Source organism: Planktotalea sp. (genome assembly GCF_018607995.1).
In the GTDB taxonomy this organism is placed as follows: Bacteria; Pseudomonadota; Alphaproteobacteria; order Rhodobacterales; family Rhodobacteraceae; genus Planktotalea.
This window is the reverse complement of the sequence record NZ_JABBAL010000030.1, coordinates 62681-84143: the sequence shown is the minus strand read 5'-3', so window position 1 is coordinate 84143 and position 21463 is coordinate 62681. Positions and strand designations below refer to the sequence as shown.

Annotated in this window: 21 protein-coding genes and 1 pseudogene; 10 read left to right on the top strand and 12 right to left on the bottom strand. The window is 52.4% G+C overall.

What is annotated here, in order from left to right; all coding sequences use genetic code 11:
- Positions 1-10: 10 nt before the first annotated feature.
- Positions 11-625, top strand: a complete 615-nt coding sequence (locus QZ280_RS11635; protein WP_293444425.1) for a class I SAM-dependent methyltransferase — start codon at positions 11-13, stop codon at positions 623-625.
- Positions 622-1461 (top strand): tRNA glutamyl-Q(34) synthetase GluQRS, encoded by an 840-nt coding sequence (gluQRS, locus tag QZ280_RS11630; RefSeq protein ID WP_293444423.1) that lies wholly within the window; start codon positions 622-624, stop codon positions 1459-1461. The genes QZ280_RS11635 and gluQRS overlap by 4 nt, the downstream gene beginning before the upstream one ends.
- Positions 1462-1466: 5 nt before the next feature.
- Here gluQRS and hisI read toward each other — a convergent pair whose 3' ends face one another.
- Positions 1467-1823, bottom strand: a complete 357-nt coding sequence (hisI, locus tag QZ280_RS11625) for a phosphoribosyl-AMP cyclohydrolase (RefSeq protein ID WP_293444421.1) — start codon at positions 1821-1823, stop codon at positions 1467-1469.
- A gap of 75 nt (positions 1824-1898) precedes the next feature.
- On the opposite strand from hisI, the gene QZ280_RS11620 reads away from it, so the two are divergent.
- Entirely contained in the window at positions 1899-2339 is a 441-nt protein-coding gene (locus QZ280_RS11620) for an iron-sulfur cluster assembly scaffold protein (RefSeq protein WP_293444419.1), read from the top strand.
- Between the two features lie 189 nt (positions 2340-2528).
- On the opposite strand, the gene QZ280_RS11615 is transcribed toward QZ280_RS11620, so the two are convergent.
- The 5 genes and pseudogenes from QZ280_RS11615 to QZ280_RS11595 form a co-directional block, all read right to left on the bottom strand.
- Entirely contained in the window at positions 2529-2651 is a 123-nt protein-coding gene (locus QZ280_RS11615; protein ID WP_293444417.1) for a hypothetical protein, read from the bottom strand.
- A 108-nt stretch (positions 2652-2759) separates the two neighbouring features.
- On the bottom strand, positions 2760-4850 hold the full coding sequence (gene recG / locus QZ280_RS11610) for an ATP-dependent DNA helicase RecG (RefSeq protein ID WP_293444415.1): 2091 nt from the start codon (positions 4848-4850) through the stop codon (positions 2760-2762).
- Positions 4847-6967 carry an NAD-dependent DNA ligase LigA gene (gene ligA, locus QZ280_RS11605; RefSeq protein WP_293444412.1) on the bottom strand — a complete coding sequence of 707 codons (2121 nt, stop codon included), beginning with the start codon at positions 6965-6967 and terminating at the stop codon, positions 4847-4849. Before ligA ends, recG begins: the two co-directional genes overlap by 4 nt.
- 98 nt (positions 6968-7065) lie before the next feature.
- A pseudogene (gene ctrA / locus QZ280_RS11600) lies at positions 7066-7781 on the bottom strand (response regulator transcription factor CtrA).
- Between the two features lie 96 nt (positions 7782-7877).
- Positions 7878-8156, bottom strand: coding sequence for a DUF1153 domain-containing protein (locus tag QZ280_RS11595; protein WP_293444409.1), 279 nt, complete (start codon positions 8154-8156; stop codon positions 7878-7880).
- A 123-nt stretch (positions 8157-8279) separates the two neighbouring features.
- On the opposite strand from QZ280_RS11595, the gene mnmA reads away from it, so the two are divergent.
- The 6 genes from mnmA to QZ280_RS11565 all read left to right on the top strand — a co-directional run bounded on the left by mnmA (position 8280) and on the right by QZ280_RS11565 (position 14647).
- Positions 8280-9425: a tRNA 2-thiouridine(34) synthase MnmA gene (gene mnmA / locus QZ280_RS11590; protein ID WP_293444407.1), complete on the top strand. Its 1146-nt coding sequence runs from the start codon at positions 8280-8282 to the stop codon at positions 9423-9425.
- A gap of 1 nt (position 9426) precedes the next feature.
- Entirely contained in the window at positions 9427-10413 is a 987-nt protein-coding gene (locus tag QZ280_RS11585; protein ID WP_293445164.1) for an LLM class flavin-dependent oxidoreductase, read from the top strand.
- A 160-nt stretch (positions 10414-10573) separates the two neighbouring features.
- On the top strand, positions 10574-10876 hold the full coding sequence (locus tag QZ280_RS11580; RefSeq protein ID WP_293444404.1) for a septum formation initiator family protein: 303 nt from the start codon (positions 10574-10576) through the stop codon (positions 10874-10876).
- A 120-nt stretch (positions 10877-10996) separates the two neighbouring features.
- Complete coding sequence (gene pdhA / locus QZ280_RS11575) at positions 10997-11998, top strand: pyruvate dehydrogenase (acetyl-transferring) E1 component subunit alpha (RefSeq protein WP_293444401.1); 1002 nt, start codon at positions 10997-10999, stop codon at positions 11996-11998.
- A 3-nt stretch (positions 11999-12001) separates the two neighbouring features.
- A complete protein-coding gene (locus tag QZ280_RS11570; RefSeq protein WP_293444398.1) occupies positions 12002-13366 on the top strand; it encodes a pyruvate dehydrogenase complex E1 component subunit beta in 1365 nt (454 codons plus the stop codon).
- Between the two features lie 12 nt (positions 13367-13378).
- On the top strand, positions 13379-14647 hold the full coding sequence (locus tag QZ280_RS11565; protein WP_293444395.1) for a pyruvate dehydrogenase complex dihydrolipoamide acetyltransferase: 1269 nt from the start codon (positions 13379-13381) through the stop codon (positions 14645-14647).
- A 101-nt stretch (positions 14648-14748) separates the two neighbouring features.
- On the opposite strand, the gene cysE is transcribed toward QZ280_RS11565, so the two are convergent.
- From cysE to fabF, 4 genes are all read right to left on the bottom strand, one after another.
- Positions 14749-15561 (bottom strand): serine O-acetyltransferase, encoded by an 813-nt coding sequence (gene cysE, locus QZ280_RS11560; RefSeq protein WP_293444392.1) that lies wholly within the window; start codon positions 15559-15561, stop codon positions 14749-14751.
- A gap of 379 nt (positions 15562-15940) precedes the next feature.
- Entirely contained in the window at positions 15941-16288 is a 348-nt protein-coding gene (locus QZ280_RS11555; protein WP_293444389.1) for a hypothetical protein, read from the bottom strand.
- A 282-nt stretch (positions 16289-16570) separates the two neighbouring features.
- Positions 16571-17725, bottom strand: a complete 1155-nt coding sequence (gene mltG / locus QZ280_RS11550) for an endolytic transglycosylase MltG (protein ID WP_293444386.1) — start codon at positions 17723-17725, stop codon at positions 16571-16573.
- A 1-nt stretch (position 17726) separates the two neighbouring features.
- Entirely contained in the window at positions 17727-18986 is a 1260-nt protein-coding gene (gene fabF, locus QZ280_RS11545) for a beta-ketoacyl-ACP synthase II (RefSeq protein WP_293444383.1), read from the bottom strand.
- A gap of 168 nt (positions 18987-19154) precedes the next feature.
- Between fabF and QZ280_RS11540 the strand changes: the two genes are divergently transcribed.
- Positions 19155-20201, top strand: a complete 1047-nt coding sequence (locus QZ280_RS11540) for a proline racemase family protein (protein ID WP_293444380.1) — start codon at positions 19155-19157, stop codon at positions 20199-20201.
- Positions 20202-20260: 59 nt separating this feature from the next.
- On the opposite strand, the gene QZ280_RS11535 is transcribed toward QZ280_RS11540, so the two are convergent.
- Both QZ280_RS11535 and fabG read right to left on the bottom strand, forming a co-directional pair.
- The gene (locus QZ280_RS11535; protein WP_009828142.1) at positions 20261-20494 is read right to left on the bottom strand and encodes an acyl carrier protein; all 234 of its coding nucleotides are present in this window, start codon (positions 20492-20494) and stop codon (positions 20261-20263) included.
- A 192-nt stretch (positions 20495-20686) separates the two neighbouring features.
- Positions 20687-21424, bottom strand: coding sequence for a 3-oxoacyl-[acyl-carrier-protein] reductase (fabG, locus tag QZ280_RS11530; protein WP_293444372.1), 738 nt, complete (start codon positions 21422-21424; stop codon positions 20687-20689).
- Positions 21425-21463: the final 39 nt, after the last annotated feature.

Sequence of the window (21463 nt, the reverse complement as noted above, 5' to 3'; positions counted from 1 at the left end):
GCGTGTTTTTATGACTGAAACATTTCTCGACAAAGCCTACGGCGTCACTGGCACAGCAGCCACGCGCGATCTTTATGCCAAGTGGGCAAAAAGTTACGAGACAGAAACTGGTCAAAACGGCTACGTGACCCCTGCACGCTGTGCGAATGCACTCAAAGCTGTGACAGCTGATTTTTCCCAACCGATTTTGGACTTTGGTTGTGGCACGGGCTTGTCTGGTTTAGCGTTGTCTCTTGCAGGCTTTACTACGATTGATGGCTTGGATATGACGCAGGAAATGCTTGATCTTGCAGCAGAAAAAAACTTGTACAGAAACTTGAATCTGTCTGAGCCTGATCAACCCTTCACTGTGAAAAAAGGCACTTACTCAGCGATTTGCGCGATTGGTGTGATCGGCGCTGGTGCGGCGCCTGTTGGGGTTTTTGACATGTTGCTCGAAGCGCTCGATCCAGGTGGAAAATTTGTGCTCTCTTACAATGATCACACGCTAGAAGATCCGGTGTTTTACACGCGGATCGAAGACGCCATTTCCGAAGGGAATGCGCTGCTCTTGTCAGAAGAATACGGTGATCATTTGCCAGGTCAGAACATGAAGTCTAGCGTTTATGTGCTTGAGAAAAATTGATTTTTAGAACACGTTTTGCACCTAGCCCAACAGGGCCACTACATTTGGGCCATGCGTATTCAGCCCTTCTTGCACAGGATAAAGCGCGTGCGAACAATGGCCATTTCCATCTGCGCATGGATGACATTGATCAGAACCGCGCGCGTGCGCATTGGGTCGATCAGATTGTGGAAGATCTGATGTGGTTAGGGGTGACGTGGTATGGTCCAATTTGGTTCCAAAACGCGCGTTCTAAGCAGTATCGCAGTGCTTTGCAGCGTTTGTGGGATTTAGGTTTGCTCTATTCCTGCACGTGCACGCGAAAAGATATCAAAGAGGCCGCGAATGCTCCGCAAGAAGGCGCGCCTTTAATCGGGCCAGACGGTTTAGTCTATCCGGGAACGTGTCGAGTAGATCAATTTGGCAGCTTGCCAGAACACACTGTTCTACGTCTTAACATCTATAAATCGCTCAAGATTTTTGGAATTGACGAAATCAGTTTTCTGGATGGTAAACAGCATCACACTAAGTCAGCAGATCAAATCACATCCGAAATTGGTGATATCGTCGTGGCTCGCAAGGATATGGCCGCGTCCTATCACCTTTCGATTGTCGTGGATGATGCCGACCAAAAGATCACCCAGATCATTCGAGGCGAGGACCTTCGAGACGCCACTTTCATCCATATTTTGTTGCAAAAGGTTTTGGGATTTGAGACGCCCACGTATCAACATCATGGGTTGATCCGCGACGATGCTGGTAAAAGGCTAGCTAAGCGAGACGATGCGCGCGCTATCGCTAAATTTCGCGAGGATGGGATGTCGCCAATGGATGTTAGGCGACTGGTTGGGCTGTGAACGCACTATTCAGGAGACATCACCTCAATTTCAGAACCTTCTGAAACTGAGGTGTAAAAACAGCTTCGTCGGTTGGTGTGACATGCTGGCCCTGTCTGTTTCACAAGCGCCAACAGACAGTCCTTGTCGCAATCCATGCGCAGATCAATCAGCTGCTGCACGTTGCCTGATGTTTCGCCTTTGACCCAGAACGATTGGCGGGAGCGCGACCAGTAAGTAACTTTGCGGGTGTCGATTGTGTGTTGTACCGCCTCTGCGTTCATCCAAGCCATCATTAGGACTTCGCCAGTCGCCTCGGACTGTGCGATCACTGGAATAAGACCGGACTCATTGAAAACCAGTGTTGCGGGATTAAAAGTCATCATGCTATTCCTTTGAAAACTGCGGCTCCTCGCCTAAGTGATCATTAACGAAACACGGCGAAAGCGCACAAACACATGTCAGGCGAAACTGATCTTATCAAGCTCTATTCGGGCAGAATTCTAGCGCTTGCCGCCGATATTCCCCATGCGGAACGGTTGGAGACAGCGCAAGCCAGCGTCAAGAAGCGCTCGCCCCTCTGCGGCTCGATGGTAACTGTTGATTTGGATTTGAAAGATGGCGTGGTCAGCGCATTCGGGCAAGACGTCAAAGCCTGCGCGCTTGGACAGGCGTCTTCATCCGTTGTTGGGGGTGCAATTATTGGCACGACATCTGAACAATTGTTTGGCGCACGTGATCAATTGCGCGCACTTTTAAAAGGGAACGGAGTCGTGCCCGAAAGTCCTTTCCAAGGGTTTGAAGTATTTCTGCCCGCCTCTGCTTATAAAAACCGGCACGCGTCGATCCTGTTGTCGATCGAGGCCGCATGTGAGGCGATTGACCTTATCCAATCATAAAAAAACGCCGCACATCCGGGGAAGGATGGCGGCGCAAAGTAAATGTTTTCGTGTAGGATCCGATACTCGCCGTGTAAGAGCCAGGCAAAGCTCCGAATGTTAACACTCTCGTTGGGACAGGACGTGTTAGATGCATCTAAGTTGGGACAGGATGCGCAGCGGTCGGCACGAAATCACGAGGCAAAAAAGTTAAACAAAACCGGGAATGTGCAGGGCTGCGATGAAAATCGTCATCAAAGACACGGCCCCTATCGCATCTTGCACCAAGGTGCGGTCTGCGCGGGCGATGACTGTTTTGATTTGATCCATCATTGTGTGGCTCCTGCTCAATCTTGACTATGTTTCACCTTTGTTCTCATTTTCTGAATTGCATGTAAAGAACAAAATGGAACACTTGCGAACATTTTGCCTACACCGTTTCTAACCAACTGATATTAAACGGATTGCTTGATCCTGCTCCATCAACCAAAGAAGAACACGCGCGGCCTGCCCGCGCGGGGACGTGAGTTCAGGGTCATCATGCAGCAATTTACGCGCATCGCTTTGGGCCACATTCATCAAGGCGGTTTGGCTCTCTAAATCAGCGACACGAAACCGCGGGAGCCCAGATTGCGCAGTGCCGATCAAATCCCCCGCGCCGCGCATTTGCAGATCAGTCTCTGAAATCTGGAAGCCATCTTCAGTTTCACGCAAAACGGTCAAGCGTTTTTGCCCATTCTCCGACAAGGGCGCTTTGTACATCAACAAACAGGTCGAAGCTGCGGAGCCACGTCCGACCCGCCCGCGCAATTGATGTAATTGTGCGAGACCAAAGCTTTCCGCTCGCTCAATTACGATGATTGTCGCGTTGGGCACATTAACACCCACCTCAATCACAGTTGTAGCGACTAAAACCTGCGCGCGTCGCGCTACAAAATCCGCCATTGCGGCGTCTTTTTCTGAGGCAGGCATTTGCCCGTGCACCAGTCGAACAACGTCTTCGCCCAATAGCGCGCGCAGGGTTTTGAAGCGCTCTTCGGCCGCGATCAAATCAGACACTTCGCTTTCACCGACCAGCGGACAGACCCAATAGGCTTGACGGCCTTCGCTGATTGCACCACGTAGATGGTTTACCACTTCGTTAACGCGCTCACCGGAGATCAGCGCGGTTTTGATTGGCTGTCGCCCTGCTGGTTTCTCATCGAGGACCGACACATCCATGTCACCATATTGTGCCAAAGCAAGGCTGCGCGGGATCGGCGTCGCGGTCATCACCAAGACATCTGCATTTTCTCCCTTGCGTCCCAGTTCCAACCTTTGGCGCACACCAAAACGGTGCTGCTCATCAACAATCGCTAGGCGTAGGTCCGAAAATTCAACGTCCTTTTGAAACACCGCATGGGTGCCAACAAGTATTTGTATCTTCTTTTCTTTCAACGCAGTAAGTTTGGCCTCACGTTCCCGTCCCTTGTCGCGCCCCGTAAGCAATTCTAAGACCACGCTTGCGCTTTCGGCCAAAGGCTGCAGACCTTCTAAGTGCTGGCGTGCCAAAATTTCGGTTGGGGCCATCATCACGCCCTGCCCGCCTGCTTCAACTACCGCGAGCAAAGCAATGAACGCGACGAGCGTTTTGCCGGAGCCAACATCCCCTTGCAGCAAACGGTTCATGCGCTGCGGGCTGGCCAAATCAGCGGTGATCTCATCAATTGCGCGCAATTGCGCGCCCGTGGGTTTATACGGCAATCCGTTTAACACCTGATTACGCAAAGCGCCTGAACCATGACTTTCAACCCCCGGTGCACGGCGTCGGTTTGCCCGCGCTAGGCCCAGTGTGAGCTGATGTGCCATGAATTCATCATAGGCCAAACGTTCGCGCGCAGGCGATGTTTGGGCTAGATCACCTACCGATTTCGGCGCATGAACCGTTGTGATCGCTGCCTGCCAATCTGGCCATTTTTTCAGGGCTTTCTGTGTTGAATCGATCCACTCGTCGAGCTGAGGAACACGTTCTAGAGCGCTCGCCATGGATTTGCTTAAGGGCTTTTGCGTCACGCCCGCGGTCAAAGGGTAAACCGGTTCAAAACTTGGAATTTGCACTGCGTCCTCGACCCGAACCGCGTGGTCTGGATGCACCATTTGGGCAAGGCCGTCGAACAATTCGATCTTGCCCGACACAACGCGACGTTGGCCTGTTGGTAGCAGTTTGGACAGATAATCACCGCGCGCGTGGAAAAATACCAATTGAAACGCAATTTGTGGGTCGATGACATCAATCCGATATGCACCGCCTTTGTTGCGTGGGGGGCGATGCTGACCAACTTCAACTTCAACCGTGAGCGTTGCGGGCAAATCGGCCCCTTGCACAGTTTCCTTTAAGGTTCGGTCAATTCCAGAAAAAGGAAGCAAAAACAGTAGATCACGCGGCTTTTCAACACCAAGTCCGCCCATGTTTTGGGCTGTCTTTGGGCCGACGCCTTCAAGGCTTGTGAGTGCTGCGAAAAGCGGGAAAAGAACTTCTGGGCGCGCGCTCATAGATCTTCGATCAGCGCCAGCCAGCTGTCTTCATCCAGCGTTTCGATGCCAAGTTCTGTCGCTTTTTTCGCTTTTGACCCAGCGCCTGGACCTGCGATCAAGATATCGGTTTTGGCAGAGACCGAACCAGATACTTTTGCGCCAAGCGCCTCTGCGCGGGCTTTCGCCTCCGCTCGGGTCATTTTTTCAAGGGTGCCGGAAAAGACCACCACTTTGCCTGTGACAGGGCTATCGGTGTCGGGCTTTTCAGCGTCGATGATGGTCAATTCATCTGTCAAACGTGTGATCGAGGCGCGCTCGCCCTGCTGTTTGAACGCGGTAACGAGCGAACTTGCCATCACCTCGCCAACACCATCGATAGACATCAAACTGTCCCAAGCGTCTCCCGTTTTACCCGCAGCAGCATCCATTGCGTCAACAAAAACTGCCCAAGCCCCGTAATGCCGCGCGATCAAGGACGCGCTTTGCGTCCCCACATGGCGCAATCCAAGCGCATAAAGCACTCTTGCGAAACTGATATTACGGCGTTCATCAATGGCGGCGAATAGTTTGTCCGCGCTTTTGGCCCCCCAACCATCACGGTTTTTGAGCTTGCTTAATTGTTGCACATCACATGATTTGAGCGTGAAGATATCTGCAGGTTCGCGAATGGGAAGCGTTGGATCATGATAAAACATCTCCACCTGTTTTGCGCCAAGGCCTTCAATGTCGAAAGCTCCGCGTGACACGAAATGCTTCAGCTTTTCCACCGCTTGTGCCGGGCAGATAAGCCCACCCGAGCAACGTCGCACGGCGTCGCCTACATCACGCAGAGCAGCGCTTTGGCATTCAGGGCAGATTTTTGGAAATTCAAACGGGGAACTTTCGCTGGGACGTTTACTGAGATCTACATCTTTTATTTTCGGAATAACGTCCCCAGCGCGATAAATATGCACCCAATCGCCGATGCGAATATCGCGCCCGCCACGGATCGGCTCACCAGAATTGTCGCGCCCTTCGATATAGTCTTCATTGTGAAGCGTGGCATTAGAGACAACGACGCCACCGACAGTTACAGGAGACAAACGCGCGACCGGACTTAAAGCCCCAGTTCTGCCGACCTGAATATCAATGGCCTCGAGTCGCGTCCATGCAAGTTCGGCAGGGAATTTATGCGCAATAGCCCAACGTGGCGTGGTAGAGCGAAAGCCAAGACGGGATTGGTAAGCGAGATCATCGACCTTATAAACAACGCCATCAATATCATAGCCAAGCGCTGCGCGCTGTTGCTCAATCTGTTGATAATGCTTGATAAGCTCAACGGCGTTTTCAAAGCGTTGGCTCAAAGGGTTGGTCTGAAAGCCAAGGATCTTAAGCCGTGCAATCGCGCCATGTTGGGTGTTTGCCAAAGGGTCGGACAAGACGCCCCAAGCGTACGCGAAAAACCGCAGCGGACGTGATTTAGTGATTTCACTATCTAACTGGCGTAGAGATCCAGCGGCTGCATTGCGCGGGTTCGCGAAGGTTTTGCCGCCGCGCTCGACTTGCCGGGCATTCAGGGCGTCAAAATCAGCATGGGTCATATACACTTCGCCACGCACTTCGATAAGCTCGGGCGCATTTTCAAGATGTTTTGGCACGTCAGCGATTGTGAGAGCGTTTGCTAAAACATCTTCGCCAGTTGTCCCATCTCCGCGTGTCGCGGCTTGGATCAATGTTCCGTTTTCATAGCGCAAGGACAGGGAAAGACCATCGATTTTGGGTTCCGCAGTGAACGCAAGTGGCATGTCATTACTCAAGCCTAAATATTTACGGATGCCTTGGGTGAAATCAGCAACATCTTCGTCCGTAAACGCGTTTCCAAGCGACATCATGCGTTGCGCATGCGTGATCTTGCCGAAACCGTCCTGTACAGGGGCACCAACTTGCTTACTTGCGCTATCTTCGCGAACTAGGGTTGGAAAATGGTCTTCGATCGCTGCATTGCGCTGCTTTAGTGCGTCATAATCGGCATCACTCAGGTCGGGATCATCTTTGCCATGGTACGCAACATTTGCAGTATTCAGCGCCTTGGCAAGTGCATCAAGTTCAGCACGAGCTTCGTCTTCGCCCAACTCTGTGATGTCCGTCTTTGCCATGCATGCCTCCCTAAAGCTTGACGTAGTGATAGGGGGGCAAAAGCGGCGCGTCCATAGCAACGCGGCATTGCCAAAGATAGAATTTCGTAAGGTCGGACTTAACCGGCAACAGCCAATTGTGGCGCTTGTTCTTCCATATCCATCGGGTCGCGCAAGACATAACCACGGCCCCAGACCGTTTTGATATAGCTGTCTTCACCTGTTGCTTCGCAAATTTCTTGCGCAGTTTGCATATAAACACGTCGATGATCTTGAGTTCAGGCTCATGCATGCCGCCATAAAGGTGGTTTAGGAACATTTCTTTGGTCAATGTCGTGCCTTTGCGCAAGGATAACAGTTCAAGCATCTGGTATTCCTTGCCCGTCAAATGAATTGTCGAATTCTCAACTTCGACTGTTTTCGCGTCAAGATTCCTGGCAATTTTACCTATTTGAATGATCGATTGAGAATGTCCTTTTGAACGACGGATAATCGCGTGAATTCGTGCAATCAGCTCGTCACGGTGGAATGGCTTAGTCAAATAGTCATCAGCACCAAAACCGAAGCCTTTTATCTTGCTTTCCGTGTAGTCAGAGCCCGACAAGATCAAGATTGGTGTTTCAATCCGCGCAAGCCTGAGTTGGCGCAGCACCTCGTGACCATTCATGTCAGGCAGATTGAGATCCAGAAGGATCAAATCGTAATCATACAGTTTTGCCAAATCGATCCCTTCTTCACCAAACGATGTCGTGTAGACGTTCAGGTTGGCATGGGTCAGCATCATATAGATGCTCTTTGACGTTGTTGGATCGTCCTCAACCAAGAGTACGCGCATAGGAAACACTCCGTTTTAACTTTGCTTCAAATGCAAGTTCCTCGAAAATAGTTAATCCAACTTTACTTTAAGTTAAGGAGCGATAACAAAATCAACCTATGATTGTATATAAGCCTTTGTGCTGGTTGTTTTCAGCGCATTCTCCCAATGCTTTGCAAAAGCTTGCACCCAATGCGCGAACTCTTCCTCGCTCAAAGAATATCGTTCCAGCGCTTCATCTTTCGAGATCAAACCATAGGTTACGCCCCACACAACTGCCGCTTTTCGCGATGCGACCCACCGACAAGTCGTTTTCGCAGGGAGGTCTGCGCGGCTCATCACCTTACCATCTGGCAGTGTCACCGCGCGCGGTCCGTCTACTTTCTTGAGATACATTTCATCGCCTTATGTCTGCTCTCGCCTTTCTGCGCGCAATCTCTTAAAGCGAGGTGAAGCCTTCCCGTGAGAGTAGTTAGGATTTTCCTATATTTCTTTAAGGTCTGCAAAGGAGTTGCCGATATGGCGCTGGACACTGCGACTAAATTAAATAGCCTCGGGTTTGCCAAAGCCCCATCAGACACACGCGTTGTCGTGGCGATGTCTGGCGGTGTGGACAGTTCTGTGGTTGCGGCGCAATTGGCGTCCGAGGGCTATGACGTGGTTGGTGTAACGCTGCAGCTTTATGATCATGGTGCGGCTTTGGCCAAGAAGGGTGCGTGCTGTGCAGGCCTCGATATCCATGATGCGCGCCGCGTGGCCGAGGAAATGGGCTTTCCTCATTACGTTCTGGACTATGAGAACGTGTTTAAAGATGCGGTTATTGACGAGTTTGCAGATAGCTATTTGGCGGGTGCGACCCCTGTGCCGTGCATTCGTTGCAATGAGCGGGTGAAATTCAAAGACCTTCTGGAAACTGCCAAGGACCTTGATGCGGATTGCATGGCGACGGGCCACTATATCCAGCGTAAGATGGGACCTGAAAAGGCCGAACTTCATGCGGCAGCGGACGGCGCGCGTGATCAGAGTTATTTTCTTTTCTCCACCAAGCAGGAGCAGCTTGACTTCCTGCGTTTCCCATTGGGCCACCTGCCCTCTAAGGATGCAACACGTGAACTCGCCGCAAAGTTTGGGTTAAGCGTGGCGGACAAGCCTGACAGTCAGGATATTTGTTTTGTGCCAAACGGCAATTACGCAGTGGTGATCGAAAAACTGCGTCCCGGTGCCGCCGAAGCGGGCGATATTGTCGACACAGAGGGCAACATCCTAGGCAAACACGAAGGCGTTATTCACTACACCATTGGCCAACGTCGCGGCCTCGGGATCGGTGGTTTGGAAACGCCGCTTTACGTGGTGCGGCTGGATGTCGATCTAAAACATGTGATAGTTGGGTCGAAAGAACTGCTCAGCACGCGCACCATTCCAGTGCGCGAAATCAATTGGCTTGGGGATGCGCTGCTCAGCTCGCAAGAGGAATGGCATGTTTTGGTGCGCGTGCGCTCCACCCGTCCCCCGCGCCCTGCGATTATTCGCCCGATTTCTGATGTAGAAGCAACGGTCGAGCTGTTGACCCCAGAGGACGGCGTGTCGCCGGGGCAAGCCTGCGTGTTCTATGACACTGACAGTACGCGCATCTTTGGCGGCGGCTGGATCTGGCGCGGCTATTAAGATGATCCCTTTCTCGCTGCTTGATCTTTCGCCCATTCCCAAAGGCCAAACTACGCGACATGCTATTGAAAATACAGTTGAGCTCGCCAAAGCAGCAGAGCGCGCGGGCTATACGCGATACTGGCTGGCGGAACATCACAACATGCCCGGCATTGCCAGTGCTGCAACCGCCCTCCTCATCGCGCAAGTTGCGGCAGCCACGACATCACTGCGAGTCGGTGCAGGTGGGATCATGCTGCCAAATCACGCCCCTTTGGTGATTGCGGAACAGTTCGGCACGCTCGCCACGCTTTATCCTGATCGCATCGATCTTGGCCTTGGTCGCGCACCGGGAAGTGACATGGCGACCGCACGCGCACTACGCCGTCACATGGCACCAGAGGATAGTTTTCCCCAGGATGTTCAAGAACTTACCGGCTATCTTTCAAAGAGTGGTGGAGATCATGGCGTGCAAGCCGTGCCTGGCCAAGGCACAGAAGTGCCCATCTGGATTCTTGGATCTAGCCTGTTCGGTGCACAGCTAGCCGCGTATCTCGGCCTGCCTTACGCGTTTGCGTCCCATTTTGCGCCTGACATGTTAGGGCAAGCGCTGCACATCTACCGCGACACCTTCCAACCCTCTAAGTATCTTGAGAGACCGCATGCGATGCTCGCCGCTGGTGTGTGTGTGGCGTCAACTGACGAGGAGGCGCAGGTGCTGAGATCGTCGCAAATCTTAGCCTTCGCGAACTTGCGCACGGGCAGTCCTGGCCCACTTCCACGCCCCATTGAACGCGTGGAAGACCAGGTGCCCCCTGCGGTTTTTCAGCAAGTACAGCATGCTTTATCGTGCTCTGCGACGGGTGCGCCCGAAACTGTGCAGGCCCGCTTAAGCGAAATTATCGCGCATTATCAACCTGATGAGATCATGCTAACGGGGGCGATTCATGACAACAGTGCGCGCATCCGCTCTTTCGAGCTGGCGGCAGAGGTCTTGACGGCCCTCTAAATCAAGTGCGCACCAAGCAATTGTGCCTTCCAGCACACACCTGCCCCCTCAGTTTGGACATGGGGGCAAAAAGGGCTGACCGAAGGCAAATCTTTGTGGCACATAGTTCAGACATCGTCCGTAAGAGACGCATCCGAGGCCAGTGAGACAGCTAATCCGAATGACACCAAAAACCGCGAAACCCGCGCTTGGCGCGTTGATCTACTTTGCAGCGGCATTCAGTCTCGCGATGTATTTCACGTTTGCGGCGGTTCAAGGCGACTATGGCGTGTTTCGCCGTGCGGAAATCGCTTTGGCAGCACGGGATTTAGATGTGCAACTCAGCCAACTTAATGGCAAAGTGGCAGAGATGGAAAATCTCACCAAGCGCCTCTCGGACACCTTCCTTGATCTCGACCTGCTCGATCAACAGGCCCGAGATGTGCTTGGCCTGCTACGCGCTGACGAAATAGTTGTTCGTTAAAGCGTGTCACGTTAACCGATCCGTTACCTACATCATTGCACTCTGGTCAGTATGGTTTTCCTGCGCTAGACTATTGTTTAACGTTAAACCACTTGATGTTTCTGGGAGGATGCACCGCTTATGGCCGCGCGAAAAATGACCACCAAACCCAATGTGTCTGCTGATGAATTGTTGCAGCATTACAAAGACATGCTGCTCATCCGCCGCTTTGAAGAAAAAGCTGGCCAGCTTTATGGCATGGGTCTGATCGGCGGGTTTTGCCATCTCTACATTGGTCAAGAAGCTGTTGTTGTAGGCTTAGAGGCCGCCGCCGAAGAAGGCGACAAGCGCATCACATCCTATCGCGATCACGGTCATATGCTGGCCTGTGGCATGGACCCCAATGGCGTAATGGCCGAGTTAACAGGCCGCATCGACGGATATTCGAAAGGCAAAGGTGGCTCCATGCATATGTTTTCGAAAGAGAAGCATTTCTATGGGGGGCACGGCATCGTTGCAGCGCAAGTACCGCTTGGTGCGGGCCTCGCCTTTGCGGACAAATATCAAGACAATGGCCGCGTAACTTTCACCTATTTTGGCGATGGTGCTGCGAACCAAGGTCAAGTCTATGAGACCTTCAATATGGCCGCAATTTGGGATCTCCCATGCATTTTTGTAATTGAAAACAACCAGTACGCTATGGGTACGTCGCAGGATCGCTCCACCTCCACGCCTGATTTGCACACGCGTGGCGAAGCCTTTGGCATCCCAGGTGAAATCGTTGACGGCATGGACGTGATGGCCGTCAAAGAAGCTGGTGAGCGCGCAGTAAAACATTGCCGGTCTGGCAAAGGCCCTTACATCTTGGAAATCAAAACCTATCGCTATCGCGGTCACTCCATGTCGGACCCTGCTAAATATCGCACCCGCGAAGAAGTGCAGAAAATGCGCGACGAGCGTGATCCGATCGAACAAGTGCGCGACGTTTTGCTGACTGGCAAACATGCGAGCGAGGATGATCTCAAAGCCATCGACAAAGAGATCAAAAAAGTGGTGAATGCGTCAGCGGAATTCGCCAAGGAAAGCGCATTGCCCGATGTTTCAGAGCTTTGGACCGATATATATGCAGAGGCGGAGGCGTAAATCATGGCTATTGAAATCTTAATGCCCGCCCTTTCGCCCACAATGGAAGAAGGCACACTCGCCAAATGGCTCATCAAGAAAGGCGACACCGTTTCTTCTGGTGATATTATCGCTGAAATCGAAACTGACAAAGCCACGATGGAATTTGAAGCTGTCGATGAAGGCGTGATTGGTTCGATCCTCGTACCCGAAGGCAGCGCAGGCGTTTCTGTGAACACTGCGATTGCTTTGCTTTTGGAAGACGGAGAAAGCGCGAATGATGTGGCGGTACCTGCTCCAGTTTCGGCACCTGCTCCCACCGTTGCCGCCGCGCCTGTTCAGCACAATGACGTGGAGAACGAACCGCAATGGCGTGCGCCTCAGCCTGATTGGCCTGAGGGCACTCAGATGAAGCAACAAACCGTGCGCGAAGCTTTGCGCGACGCCATGTCCGAGGAAATGCGCAGCGACGAAACCGTGTTTCTCATGGGCGAAGAAGTCGGCGAGTACCAAGGCGCTTACAAGATTTCTCAAGGCATGCTTGATGAGTTCGGCAGCAAACGTATCATTGATACGCCAATTACAGAGCACGGTTTTGCGGGCATTGCAGTCGGTGCCTCTTTCGGTGGCTTAAAGCCCATCGTTGAGTTCATGACATTTAACTTCGCCATGCAAGCCATTGATCATATTATTAATTCTGCCGCCAAAACACTCTACATGTCAGGTGGCCAAATGGGTGCTCCTATGGTGTTCCGTGGTCCCAATGGTGCTGCCGCGCGCGTGGGTGCGCAGCACTCGCAGGACTACGCCGCTTGGTATGCGCATATTCCTGGCCTTAAGGTCGTGATCCCCTATACAGCAGCCGATGCGAAAGGTCTGATGAAGTCCGCGATCCGTGATCCGAACCCAGTAATTTTCCTGGAGAACGAAATTCTCTACGGGCGCACATTCGACGTCCCAGTGCTCGATGATTTCACCGTTCCCATCGGCAAGGCTCGCATTGCACGTGAAGGCAGCGACGTGACGATTGTAAGTTTTGGGATTGGGATGAGCTACGCCATGGAAGCCGCTGCAAAGCTTTCTGAAAGTGGCGTAAGTGCAGAGGTGATCGACCTACGATCTCTTCGACCTATGGATACACAAACAGTCATCGAAAGCGTCAAGAAAACCAACCGCTGCGTCACCGTCGAAGAAGGGTTCCCCGTCGGCGCAATTGGCAATCATATCTCTGCAGTTCTTATGCAAGAAGCGTTCGATTATCTTGATGCGCCGGTCATCAATTGCACAGGTAAGGACGTGCCCATGCCCTATGCTGCCAACCTCGAAAAGCTCGCGCTGACCACCACCGATGAGGTGATCGAAGCGGTGCAAAAAGTAACATATAGTTAAGGGAGAGACCCAATGGCCATCGAAATTCTTATGCCCGCCCTGTCCCCCACGATGGAGGACGGCACTCTCGCCAAATGGCTTGTGAAAGAGGGTGACACAGTCTCTTCTGGCGATCTGCTGGCAGAAATTGAAACCGACAAAGCTACGATGGAATTCGAAGCCGTCGATGAAGGCGTCATAGGCAAGATCTTGGTCGAGGCAGGCACCGCAGGTGTGTTCGTCAACAGTCCCATTGCGCTTTTGCTCGAGGATGGCGAAGACAGTGCTGAGGCTGTTGCCCCGAGCCAGGCCGCTCCCCCCCCGGTGGCTTCAGAAGTCCAAAGCGCGCCAGCAGCCACGGCCCCTGCGCCGAAATCGACGCAAACTGGAGATCGCGTTTTCGCATCCCCACTCGCACGCCGCATTGCCGCGGACAAAGGCATTAATCTCGCAACGATCACAGGCAGTGGCCCCAAAGGACGCATCGTCAAAGCCGACATTGAAAACGCGCAAAGCGCTCCTGCCGCGCAGCCGACCGCTGTTCCAACGCCTCAAACAGCCAAGGTACAAGAGACAAATCCAAGCCAAATCGCCAAAATGTACGAAGGTCGCGAGTTCACCGAGCTGCCCCTCGATGGCATGCGCAAAACCATCGCTGCGCGCCTGACTGAGGCCAAACAAACTATCCCGCATTTCTACCTGCGCCGCGATATACAGCTCGATGCGCTACTGAAATTTCGCAGTCAGCTCAACAAACAACTCGCTGTGCGCGACATCAAACTTTCCGTCAACGATTTCATCATCAAAGCCTGCGCGCTTGCACTGCAACAAGTCCCCGCAGCCAACGCGGTTTGGGCCGGTGATCGGGTGCTCCAAATGAAGGCATCAGACGTAGCAGTCGCCGTCGCGATTGAAGGCGGCCTCTTCACTCCAGTCCTGCAAGACGCTGATACCAAATCACTTTCCGCACTCTCTGCGCAGATGAAAGACCTCGCAACCCGTGCCCGTGATCGCAAACTTGCACCGCACGAATACATGGGCGGTAGCTTTGCGATCTCCAATCTTGGTATGTTGGGTATCGAAAATTTTGACGCTGTCATCAATCCACCTCACGGCGCAATTCTCGCTGTGGGTGCGGGTGCGAAGAAACCAATTGTGAACAGCGACGGCGACCTCGACATTGCAATTGTGATGTCCGTCACACTCTCGGTCGATCACAGGGTTATCGACGGCGCTCTTGGTGCTGATCTACTGGCCGCGATCAAAGCAAACTTGGAAAATCCAATCGCGATGCTCGCTTAAACTCCATCTTGCCTAAAAACTCCCACCGGAGGCACCGCCTGACCTCTTTAGGTCAGGCTAAATCTGTCTGCCGCACAGGCATCAGGCTTTTGCAACAAGTGTTACTTGGGCGCAGAGTTGATGATCTGGTGCATCGACACGGATGGCTGATCGCACCCTGCCTCGCCAACTATTTTCGCGGGCACGCCTGCAACCGTTTTACATGCCGGCACTTCGGCGAGTACCACAGATCCAGCCGCAATCCGGCTGCAATGACCGACCTTGATATTGCCTAACACTTTCGCGCCGGCACCTATCAACACACCGTCGCCAATTTTGGGATGGCGATCTTCCTCTTCTTTGCCTGTGCCGCCTAGCGTTACAGAATGCAGCATCGAGACGTTGTCACCCACAACCGCCGTCTCGCCAATCACGATTGAATGGGCGTGATCAATCATAATGCCCTTACCGACATGCGCGGCGGGATGGATGTCCACACCAAAAATCTCAGATACGCGCATTTGCACAAAATAAGAAAGATCTTTGCGACCTGTTCGCCAAAGCCAATTGGCGATACGAAAGGCTTGGATCGCTTGGAAGCCTTTGAAGAACACCAAAGGCTGCAACAAACGATGGCACGCCGGATCGCGTTCAAAAATCGCCATTAAATCCGCGCGTGCCGCTTCAACAATACTGGGATCTCGTGCATAGGCCTCATCCGCAATGTCACGCAAGATGATCTGGCTCATCTCGTTCGAGTGAAGCTTGGCCGAAAACCGATACGACAAGGCCTTCTCTAGGCTATTGTGGTGCAAAACACATGCGTGCAGCAGCCCACCCATCAACGGTTCAGCCTGCACCGCGTCAGCGGCTTCATGCGAGATACGATCCCAAACCGGATCGATACTTCGAAGGGGTGAATCGACTTGCTCCATCGCGAAAGCTCCTCTTGCTTTGCGCTATCCTTACAACAAATGCTGTGTACAGGACAAATGCAAATGGGTGATCCCTCAAACAGAAATGATTGATGGATCACAAAAGGCTAGGCGTTGATAGTGTGATACAGCAAACCGGTGATTTTCATGAAACGCAACGCATAAGGCCATCAAGGTCTCATGGGTAAGATGCGTCGACATCTCTGGTAGGTGCATTCGTAAGGCGAGACTGGCGATAGGCCCACCCCCGTAAAAGGGATGGGCGTGACCCGTCAGTTCGACAACCTAAGAACGCCAATCACCACTTGGTGGCAATTGATGCTCCATCGCCCAGAATTCAAAACGAAAAGGGAGAGCCAACAACTCCCCCTCTTCCAACTCATTTAGAAAAACATCCCGGACATCCCGATCTGCGCAGGCGAACCAATCGGCCCCCGATTGTAGTGCGGGCCTCAGCCAAATCGAGGGCGCTTCCAGTACCACGTTCTCTGCCATCTCTTTCTTGTTCATATTTTTCAAGACGCAACTCCATCTCATGAGCAATTTTCAACCAGTCCCGAATGTTCCCAAACACTTTGATCGCTTCAGATTTAGGTCCCAATGTCCCTGCATCAACCCTCAACGATAGCTGGTTGAGCGCCGCGATGGCGCCTACCAGTTGCGCTTTAGCTGACATTTGTAACTCAGTTAGCTCCTGAGCTGACACGCGTTGAGGTTTTTGTGTCATACATAGTTACTCCTCATGCGAGTTTCCTCCGCACGTGATAAAATGAAAAACGGCCCCGAGTAAAACCTCAAGGCCGGCTCACCACTTCTCTTCGCATGTCACAACTTATAGGAGTTTCCATTCTCAAAATCAAGCAAAACCAGATTATCAAATCACTCCAACCATTTATTATTATTGATGAATTTTAAAATCAGTCTCTCAATCTTACCCGCTTCTCTGGTCTTAAAATACCTCGGAGGAGTCTTCATCGAGGACGGGGGCAATTCCTGCTCCCCAGCCGCTTTAGTTATCAGCACGATCCGCTTCTATCTTGCGCCACTTGGCAACATTTGCGTTATGCTCTGCAAGCGTTTCAGCAAACGCATGCCCACCCGTGCCGTCGGCCACAAAGAAGATGAAGGGTGTTTCGTCAGGATCAACCGCGGCCCGCAAACTTGCCAATCCTGGATTGGCAATCGGAGTCGGTGGCAAACCATCGATCACATAGGTATTCCAAGGCGTATCCTTGCGCAACTCACTGCGCCGCAAACCACGGCCAAGCAAACCCCTACCGCGCGTAACACCGTAAATCACTGTCGGGTCTGTTTGTAACTTAATCCCTTGATTCAAACGATTGGTAAACACAGAGGCTACCTGCCGACGTTCCTCCGCAATCCCCGTCTCTTTCTCGATGATCGAGGCAAGCGTCAGCATCTCTTCAGGTGTTTTCAGTGGTACATCTTCGCGCCGCTCGGCCCACACATCAGCAATGCGTTTCTGTTGTGCATCCAACATCCGCTGCACCAATTCCGTGCGCGTATCGTCCACGCTCACCTCATAACTATCCGGCGCAAGCATGCCTTCCGCTGGTACCTCAGCAACCTCACCACTTAAAAGATCAACTGATTTCAACTTTTCAATCACCTGCCAGCTGGTCACACCTTCGGCCAAAGCGATCCGATAGCGCGTGTCAGCCTCACCGCGCACACGGGAATACTCCTCAGGGATAGCATCCTCAACGGGATTGAAACTGGTCATCTCTATAAAACGATTGGTGCTTGGATCAAGCTGACGCACTTGCACGGTCGCCCGCGTTACACCAATACGATACACCACTTCCGTACCGCACGAGCTCGCCCCACCTCGCGTGACAATGCTGACGATCTCTTCCATCGACGCATTCTCGGGCACCAGAAAACTACCTGCCTTCAACTTGGTGGTTTTGTCTTCATAATCCGCACCAATGCGAAACACTGCAGGGCTGGAAATCGCTCCTTGCAGGCCAAGATCGTCACTGACCCTGCTCATGGTCGTTCCACGATCTACTTTCAGGCAAATAGCTTGCTCCAAAGGACCAGCATTTTTGTACTGACCCTGCCCCCAAAGAATAGCACCACCCAAAAGAAAAAGCGCCACGATGAGAAATGTCACCGCGTTAGACGCAATGTGCCGCCACATATTAGTTGACCTTTCCGAACAACACACTCGCGTTCGTGCCGCCAAATCCAAACGAATTGCTCAACGCCACGTTGATTTCGCGCTTCACAGGTGCATTCGGTGCCAGGTCCACGGCCGTCTCAACAGCTGGATTATCCAAGTTTATCGTCGGTGGCGCAACTTGATCGCGAATTGCAAGGATCGAGAAGATCGCTTCAATTGCGCCAGCTGCGCCCAGTAAATGACCCGTCATCGACTTTGTCGAAGACATTGTGACAGAACTCGCATGCTCTCCCATCATCCGCTCCACAGCTCCCAATTCGATGGTATCAGCCATCGTCGATGTGCCGTGTGCGTTGATATAATCGATATCTTTTGGCTCCAAACCAGCTTTATTAAGTGCTGCGCGCATTGAACGCTCACCACCTTCACCAGTCTCAGACGGTGCGGTTATGTGATACGCATCACCCGACAAACCATAGCCAATTACTTCCGCGTAGATCTTCGCGCCGCGCGCTTTGGCATGCTCATACTCTTCCAACACAACAACGCCGGCACCTTCGCCCATAACAAAACCATCACGGTCTGAATCGTAAGGACGGCTCGCTTTGGTGGGATCGACTTCGCGCTTTGTGCTAAGCGCCTTACACGCATTGAAACCCGCGATGCCAATCTCGGAAATAGACGCTTCCGCACCACCTGCGATCATGACATCTGCATCAGAGGTCATAATCAACCGCGCCGCATCGCCAATCGCATGCGCACCAGTTGAACAAGCCGTCACAACCGCGTGGTTAGGACCCTTAAAGCCATAACGAATACCGACTTGGCCAGAAATCAAGTTGATCAAAGCACCGGGAATAAAGAAGGGCGACACGCGACGAGGACCGCGTTCGTGGATCAAAACCGCTGTTTCAGCGATTGAGTTTAGACCACCAATGCCAGAACCGATCATCACACCGGTGCGAAGCTTGCTGTCTTCATCCTCAGGCGTCCAACCTGCGTCCTGAACCGCTTGCTCAGCCGCTGCAATGCCATAGAGAATGAAATCATCGACCTTACGACGCTCTTTTGGTGCCATCCAGTCATCTGCATTAAACGTGCCTTCGGCGCCATTCCCCAGAGGAACTTCGCAGGCATATTTCGTGGTGACCCGCTCTGCGTCAAAGCGCGTGATAAGCCCGGCACCAGACTTACCGTCCAAAATGCGGCTCCATGTTTCTTCAACACCGCACGCAAGCGGAGTGACCAAACCAAGACCTGTAACAACTACTCGGCGCATAAGACTGCCCTCTTTATGTTGTGTTTGTTAAACGCACACTTACCTCGCCTTGGAGGTTGGGGGCAAGAGCCGCATGACTTTGCCTGCAAACTCAAGCTTTCATTGCAAATGCTAATTTTCTGCATAAACCTTTGCTAAACTATTCTTCGAAAGCAGAGGCACTTTCTGATGCGCACAAATCGAATGATCACCGCAGTTGACGTCCATGCGGAAGGCGAAGGTGGTCGCGTCATCACTGGCGGTATGCCACGTCTGATCGGCGATACCGTCTTTGCGAAAATGCAATACATGCAAACACATCACGACGCCATTCGCACGCTTATGTTGCAAGAACCTCGTGGCAATCCTGCGCTTTGCTGCAATGTACTTGTTGAACCTTGCAATCCGACTGCTGACGCCGGCTTTATCATCATGGAGCAAACCGAATATCCGCCGATGTCTGGTTCCAACATAATCTGTGTGACGACCGTTTTACTCGAAACAGGCATCATCGAGATGAAAGAACCCATAACCAAACTGAGCCTTGAATCTCCCGCTGGTCTCATCGATGTCACCGCAGCCTGTAAAGACGGCAATGTTGAGCGTGTCGAGTTTTTAAATGTCCCTGGCTTTGCCGCCCACATAGACGTTCCGCTCGATGTTCCCGATTACGGCACGATCCAAGTTGATATCGCCTGGGGTGGTATGTTCTTCGTACTTGCAGACGCGAAACAATTCAATATAGATCCTATCGCTGAAAACGGCGCTAATATTGTCAAAGCTTGCGAAGCAATGCGTCATGCCAGCCTCGAACAGTTTCCTGTCACCCATCCAGAAAACCCAGATATCAAAGGACCAACGATCAGTGCACTCACAGCAGATCCCACTAATTCTAGCACTCAAGGCCGCAGTGCGATTTCGGTCTCAACGGGGCCCTACATTCAAGGCAAAGTTACAGGCACATTAGATCGCTCGCCATGTGGTACAGGCACATGCGCCAAAATGGCGGTGCTTTATGCCAAGGGACTACTGGCGATAAATGAAAACTACGTAAATGCAGGACCACTTGGCACGACTTTCACTGGCAAAATCGTTGAAACCACAAAAATTGGGAAATACGAGGCGATAGTTCCAACGCTCTCAGGACGCGCGTGGATTACTGGTATCAGCCAATATACGCTTGATCCCTCCGATCCGTTCCAGACAGGCTTCACAGTCGGCGATATCTGGGGATGAAACGCAAAACGCCCCCTGCTTATCAGCAAGAGGCGTTTCAAAACTTAATCTAAGCGAACTTATGCTGCTTCAGAGATGAACTTTACCGCGTCACCGAAGGACTGGATGTTCTCAGCTGCGTCATCAGGGATCTCGATGCCGAACTCTTCTTCGAACGCCATTACCAGCTCAACTGTGTCGAGGCTGTCTGCGCCCAAATCGTCGATAAAGGATGCACCCTCAACAACTTTGTCTTCTTCCACACCAAGGTGCTCAACTACGATCTTTTTAACACGATCTGCAACGTCGCTCATCTCGAAATCCTTATATCTTGGGCATACTGCCCTTTGGTGCCTGTCCCCAGAGGGGCACTTGATATTGCCCGATTGGGCAGCTTTTGGTCCTTGCGGAACACCTTGGAAAATCAATCCCAAGGCCAATGGTGCGCCGCCTATAACACACGCGACGCATAAGGCAAACGGAATCGCCAGACTTCACGTCACGCTTTAAAGCATCGCCATTCCGCCGTTCACATGCAGCGTTGCACCCGTCACATAAGACGCCTCAACGCTTGAAAGATAGATCACAGCCGCGGCAATCTCATTCGGTGTACCCATCCGCCCTGCAGGCACCTGCCCCAGAATTCCGGCCTTTTGATCATCGGCTAGCTTGTCGGTCATCGCGGTCTCAATGAAGCCCGGCGCAATGGCATTTACGGTGATCCCGCGCGATGCGACCTCATAAGCCAGCGATTTACCCATCGCAATTATGCCCGCTTTGGACGCTGCATAGTTTGCTTGGCCAGGATTGCCCGTGGCCCCAACTATGGAGGAGACATTCACAATACGCCCCCATCGCGCCTTCATCATGCCGCGCATCACACCTTTGCACAGCTTCATCGTCGCTGTAAGGTTCACGTCTAGCACAGACTGCCATTCCTCGTCAGACATCCGCATAAACAGATTGTCACGCGTTATACCTGCGTTGTTCACCAAGATGTCAACGCGGCCCATCACTTCAATCGCTTGCTTTGGTAATGCCACGACAGCCTCCATGTCAGAAAGATTGCACGGCAAGACATGCGCGCGCGCATCAAGCTCCGCGGCCAACGCCTCAAGCGGCGCGACACGTGTGCCAGATAAGCCAACAGTTGCGCCTGCAGCGTGCAAACCACGCGCTATATCCGCGCCGATACCACCAGAAGCGCCTGTGATCAGCGCGCATTTTCCCGTCAAATCGAACATGTAAAGAACCCTTACCTTTGCTCTCCCTCAAGCAAAGGA

Bases quoted from the DNA above. Each gene is read 5' to 3' on its own strand.
- QZ280_RS11635 (WP_293444425.1), top strand. From the start codon at position 11: ATGACTGAAACATTTCTCGACAAAGCCTACGGCGTCACTGGCACAGCA.
- hisI (WP_293444421.1), bottom strand. From the start codon at position 1,823: ATGACTTTTAATCCCGCAACACTGGTTTTCAATGAGTCCGGTCTTATT.
- QZ280_RS11620 (WP_293444419.1), top strand. From the start codon at position 1,899: ATGTCAGGCGAAACTGATCTTATCAAGCTCTATTCGGGCAGAATTCTA.
- QZ280_RS11615 (WP_293444417.1), bottom strand. From the start codon at position 2,651: ATGATGGATCAAATCAAAACAGTCATCGCCCGCGCAGACCGCACCTTG.
- recG (WP_293444415.1), bottom strand. From the start codon at position 4,850: ATGAGCGCGCGCCCAGAAGTTCTTTTCCCGCTTTTCGCAGCACTCACA.
- ligA (WP_293444412.1), bottom strand. From the start codon at position 6,967: ATGGCAAAGACGGACATCACAGAGTTGGGCGAAGACGAAGCTCGTGCT.
- QZ280_RS11595 (WP_293444409.1), bottom strand. From the start codon at position 8,156: ATGTATCTCAAGAAAGTAGACGGACCGCGCGCGGTGACACTGCCAGAT.
- mnmA (WP_293444407.1), top strand. From the start codon at position 8,280: ATGGCGCTGGACACTGCGACTAAATTAAATAGCCTCGGGTTTGCCAAA.
- QZ280_RS11585 (WP_293445164.1), top strand. From the start codon at position 9,427: ATGATCCCTTTCTCGCTGCTTGATCTTTCGCCCATTCCCAAAGGCCAA.
- QZ280_RS11580 (WP_293444404.1), top strand. From the start codon at position 10,574: ATGACACCAAAAACCGCGAAACCCGCGCTTGGCGCGTTGATCTACTTT.
- pdhA (WP_293444401.1), top strand. From the start codon at position 10,997: ATGGCCGCGCGAAAAATGACCACCAAACCCAATGTGTCTGCTGATGAA.
- QZ280_RS11570 (WP_293444398.1), top strand. From the start codon at position 12,002: ATGGCTATTGAAATCTTAATGCCCGCCCTTTCGCCCACAATGGAAGAA.
- QZ280_RS11565 (WP_293444395.1), top strand. From the start codon at position 13,379: ATGGCCATCGAAATTCTTATGCCCGCCCTGTCCCCCACGATGGAGGAC.
- cysE (WP_293444392.1), bottom strand. From the start codon at position 15,561: ATGGAGCAAGTCGATTCACCCCTTCGAAGTATCGATCCGGTTTGGGAT.
- QZ280_RS11555 (WP_293444389.1), bottom strand. From the start codon at position 16,288: ATGACACAAAAACCTCAACGCGTGTCAGCTCAGGAGCTAACTGAGTTA.
- mltG (WP_293444386.1), bottom strand. From the start codon at position 17,725: ATGTGGCGGCACATTGCGTCTAACGCGGTGACATTTCTCATCGTGGCG.
- fabF (WP_293444383.1), bottom strand. From the start codon at position 18,986: ATGCGCCGAGTAGTTGTTACAGGTCTTGGTTTGGTCACTCCGCTTGCG.
- QZ280_RS11540 (WP_293444380.1), top strand. From the start codon at position 19,155: ATGCGCACAAATCGAATGATCACCGCAGTTGACGTCCATGCGGAAGGC.
- QZ280_RS11535 (WP_009828142.1), bottom strand. From the start codon at position 20,494: ATGAGCGACGTTGCAGATCGTGTTAAAAAGATCGTAGTTGAGCACCTT.
- fabG (WP_293444372.1), bottom strand. From the start codon at position 21,424: ATGTTCGATTTGACGGGAAAATGCGCGCTGATCACAGGCGCTTCTGGT.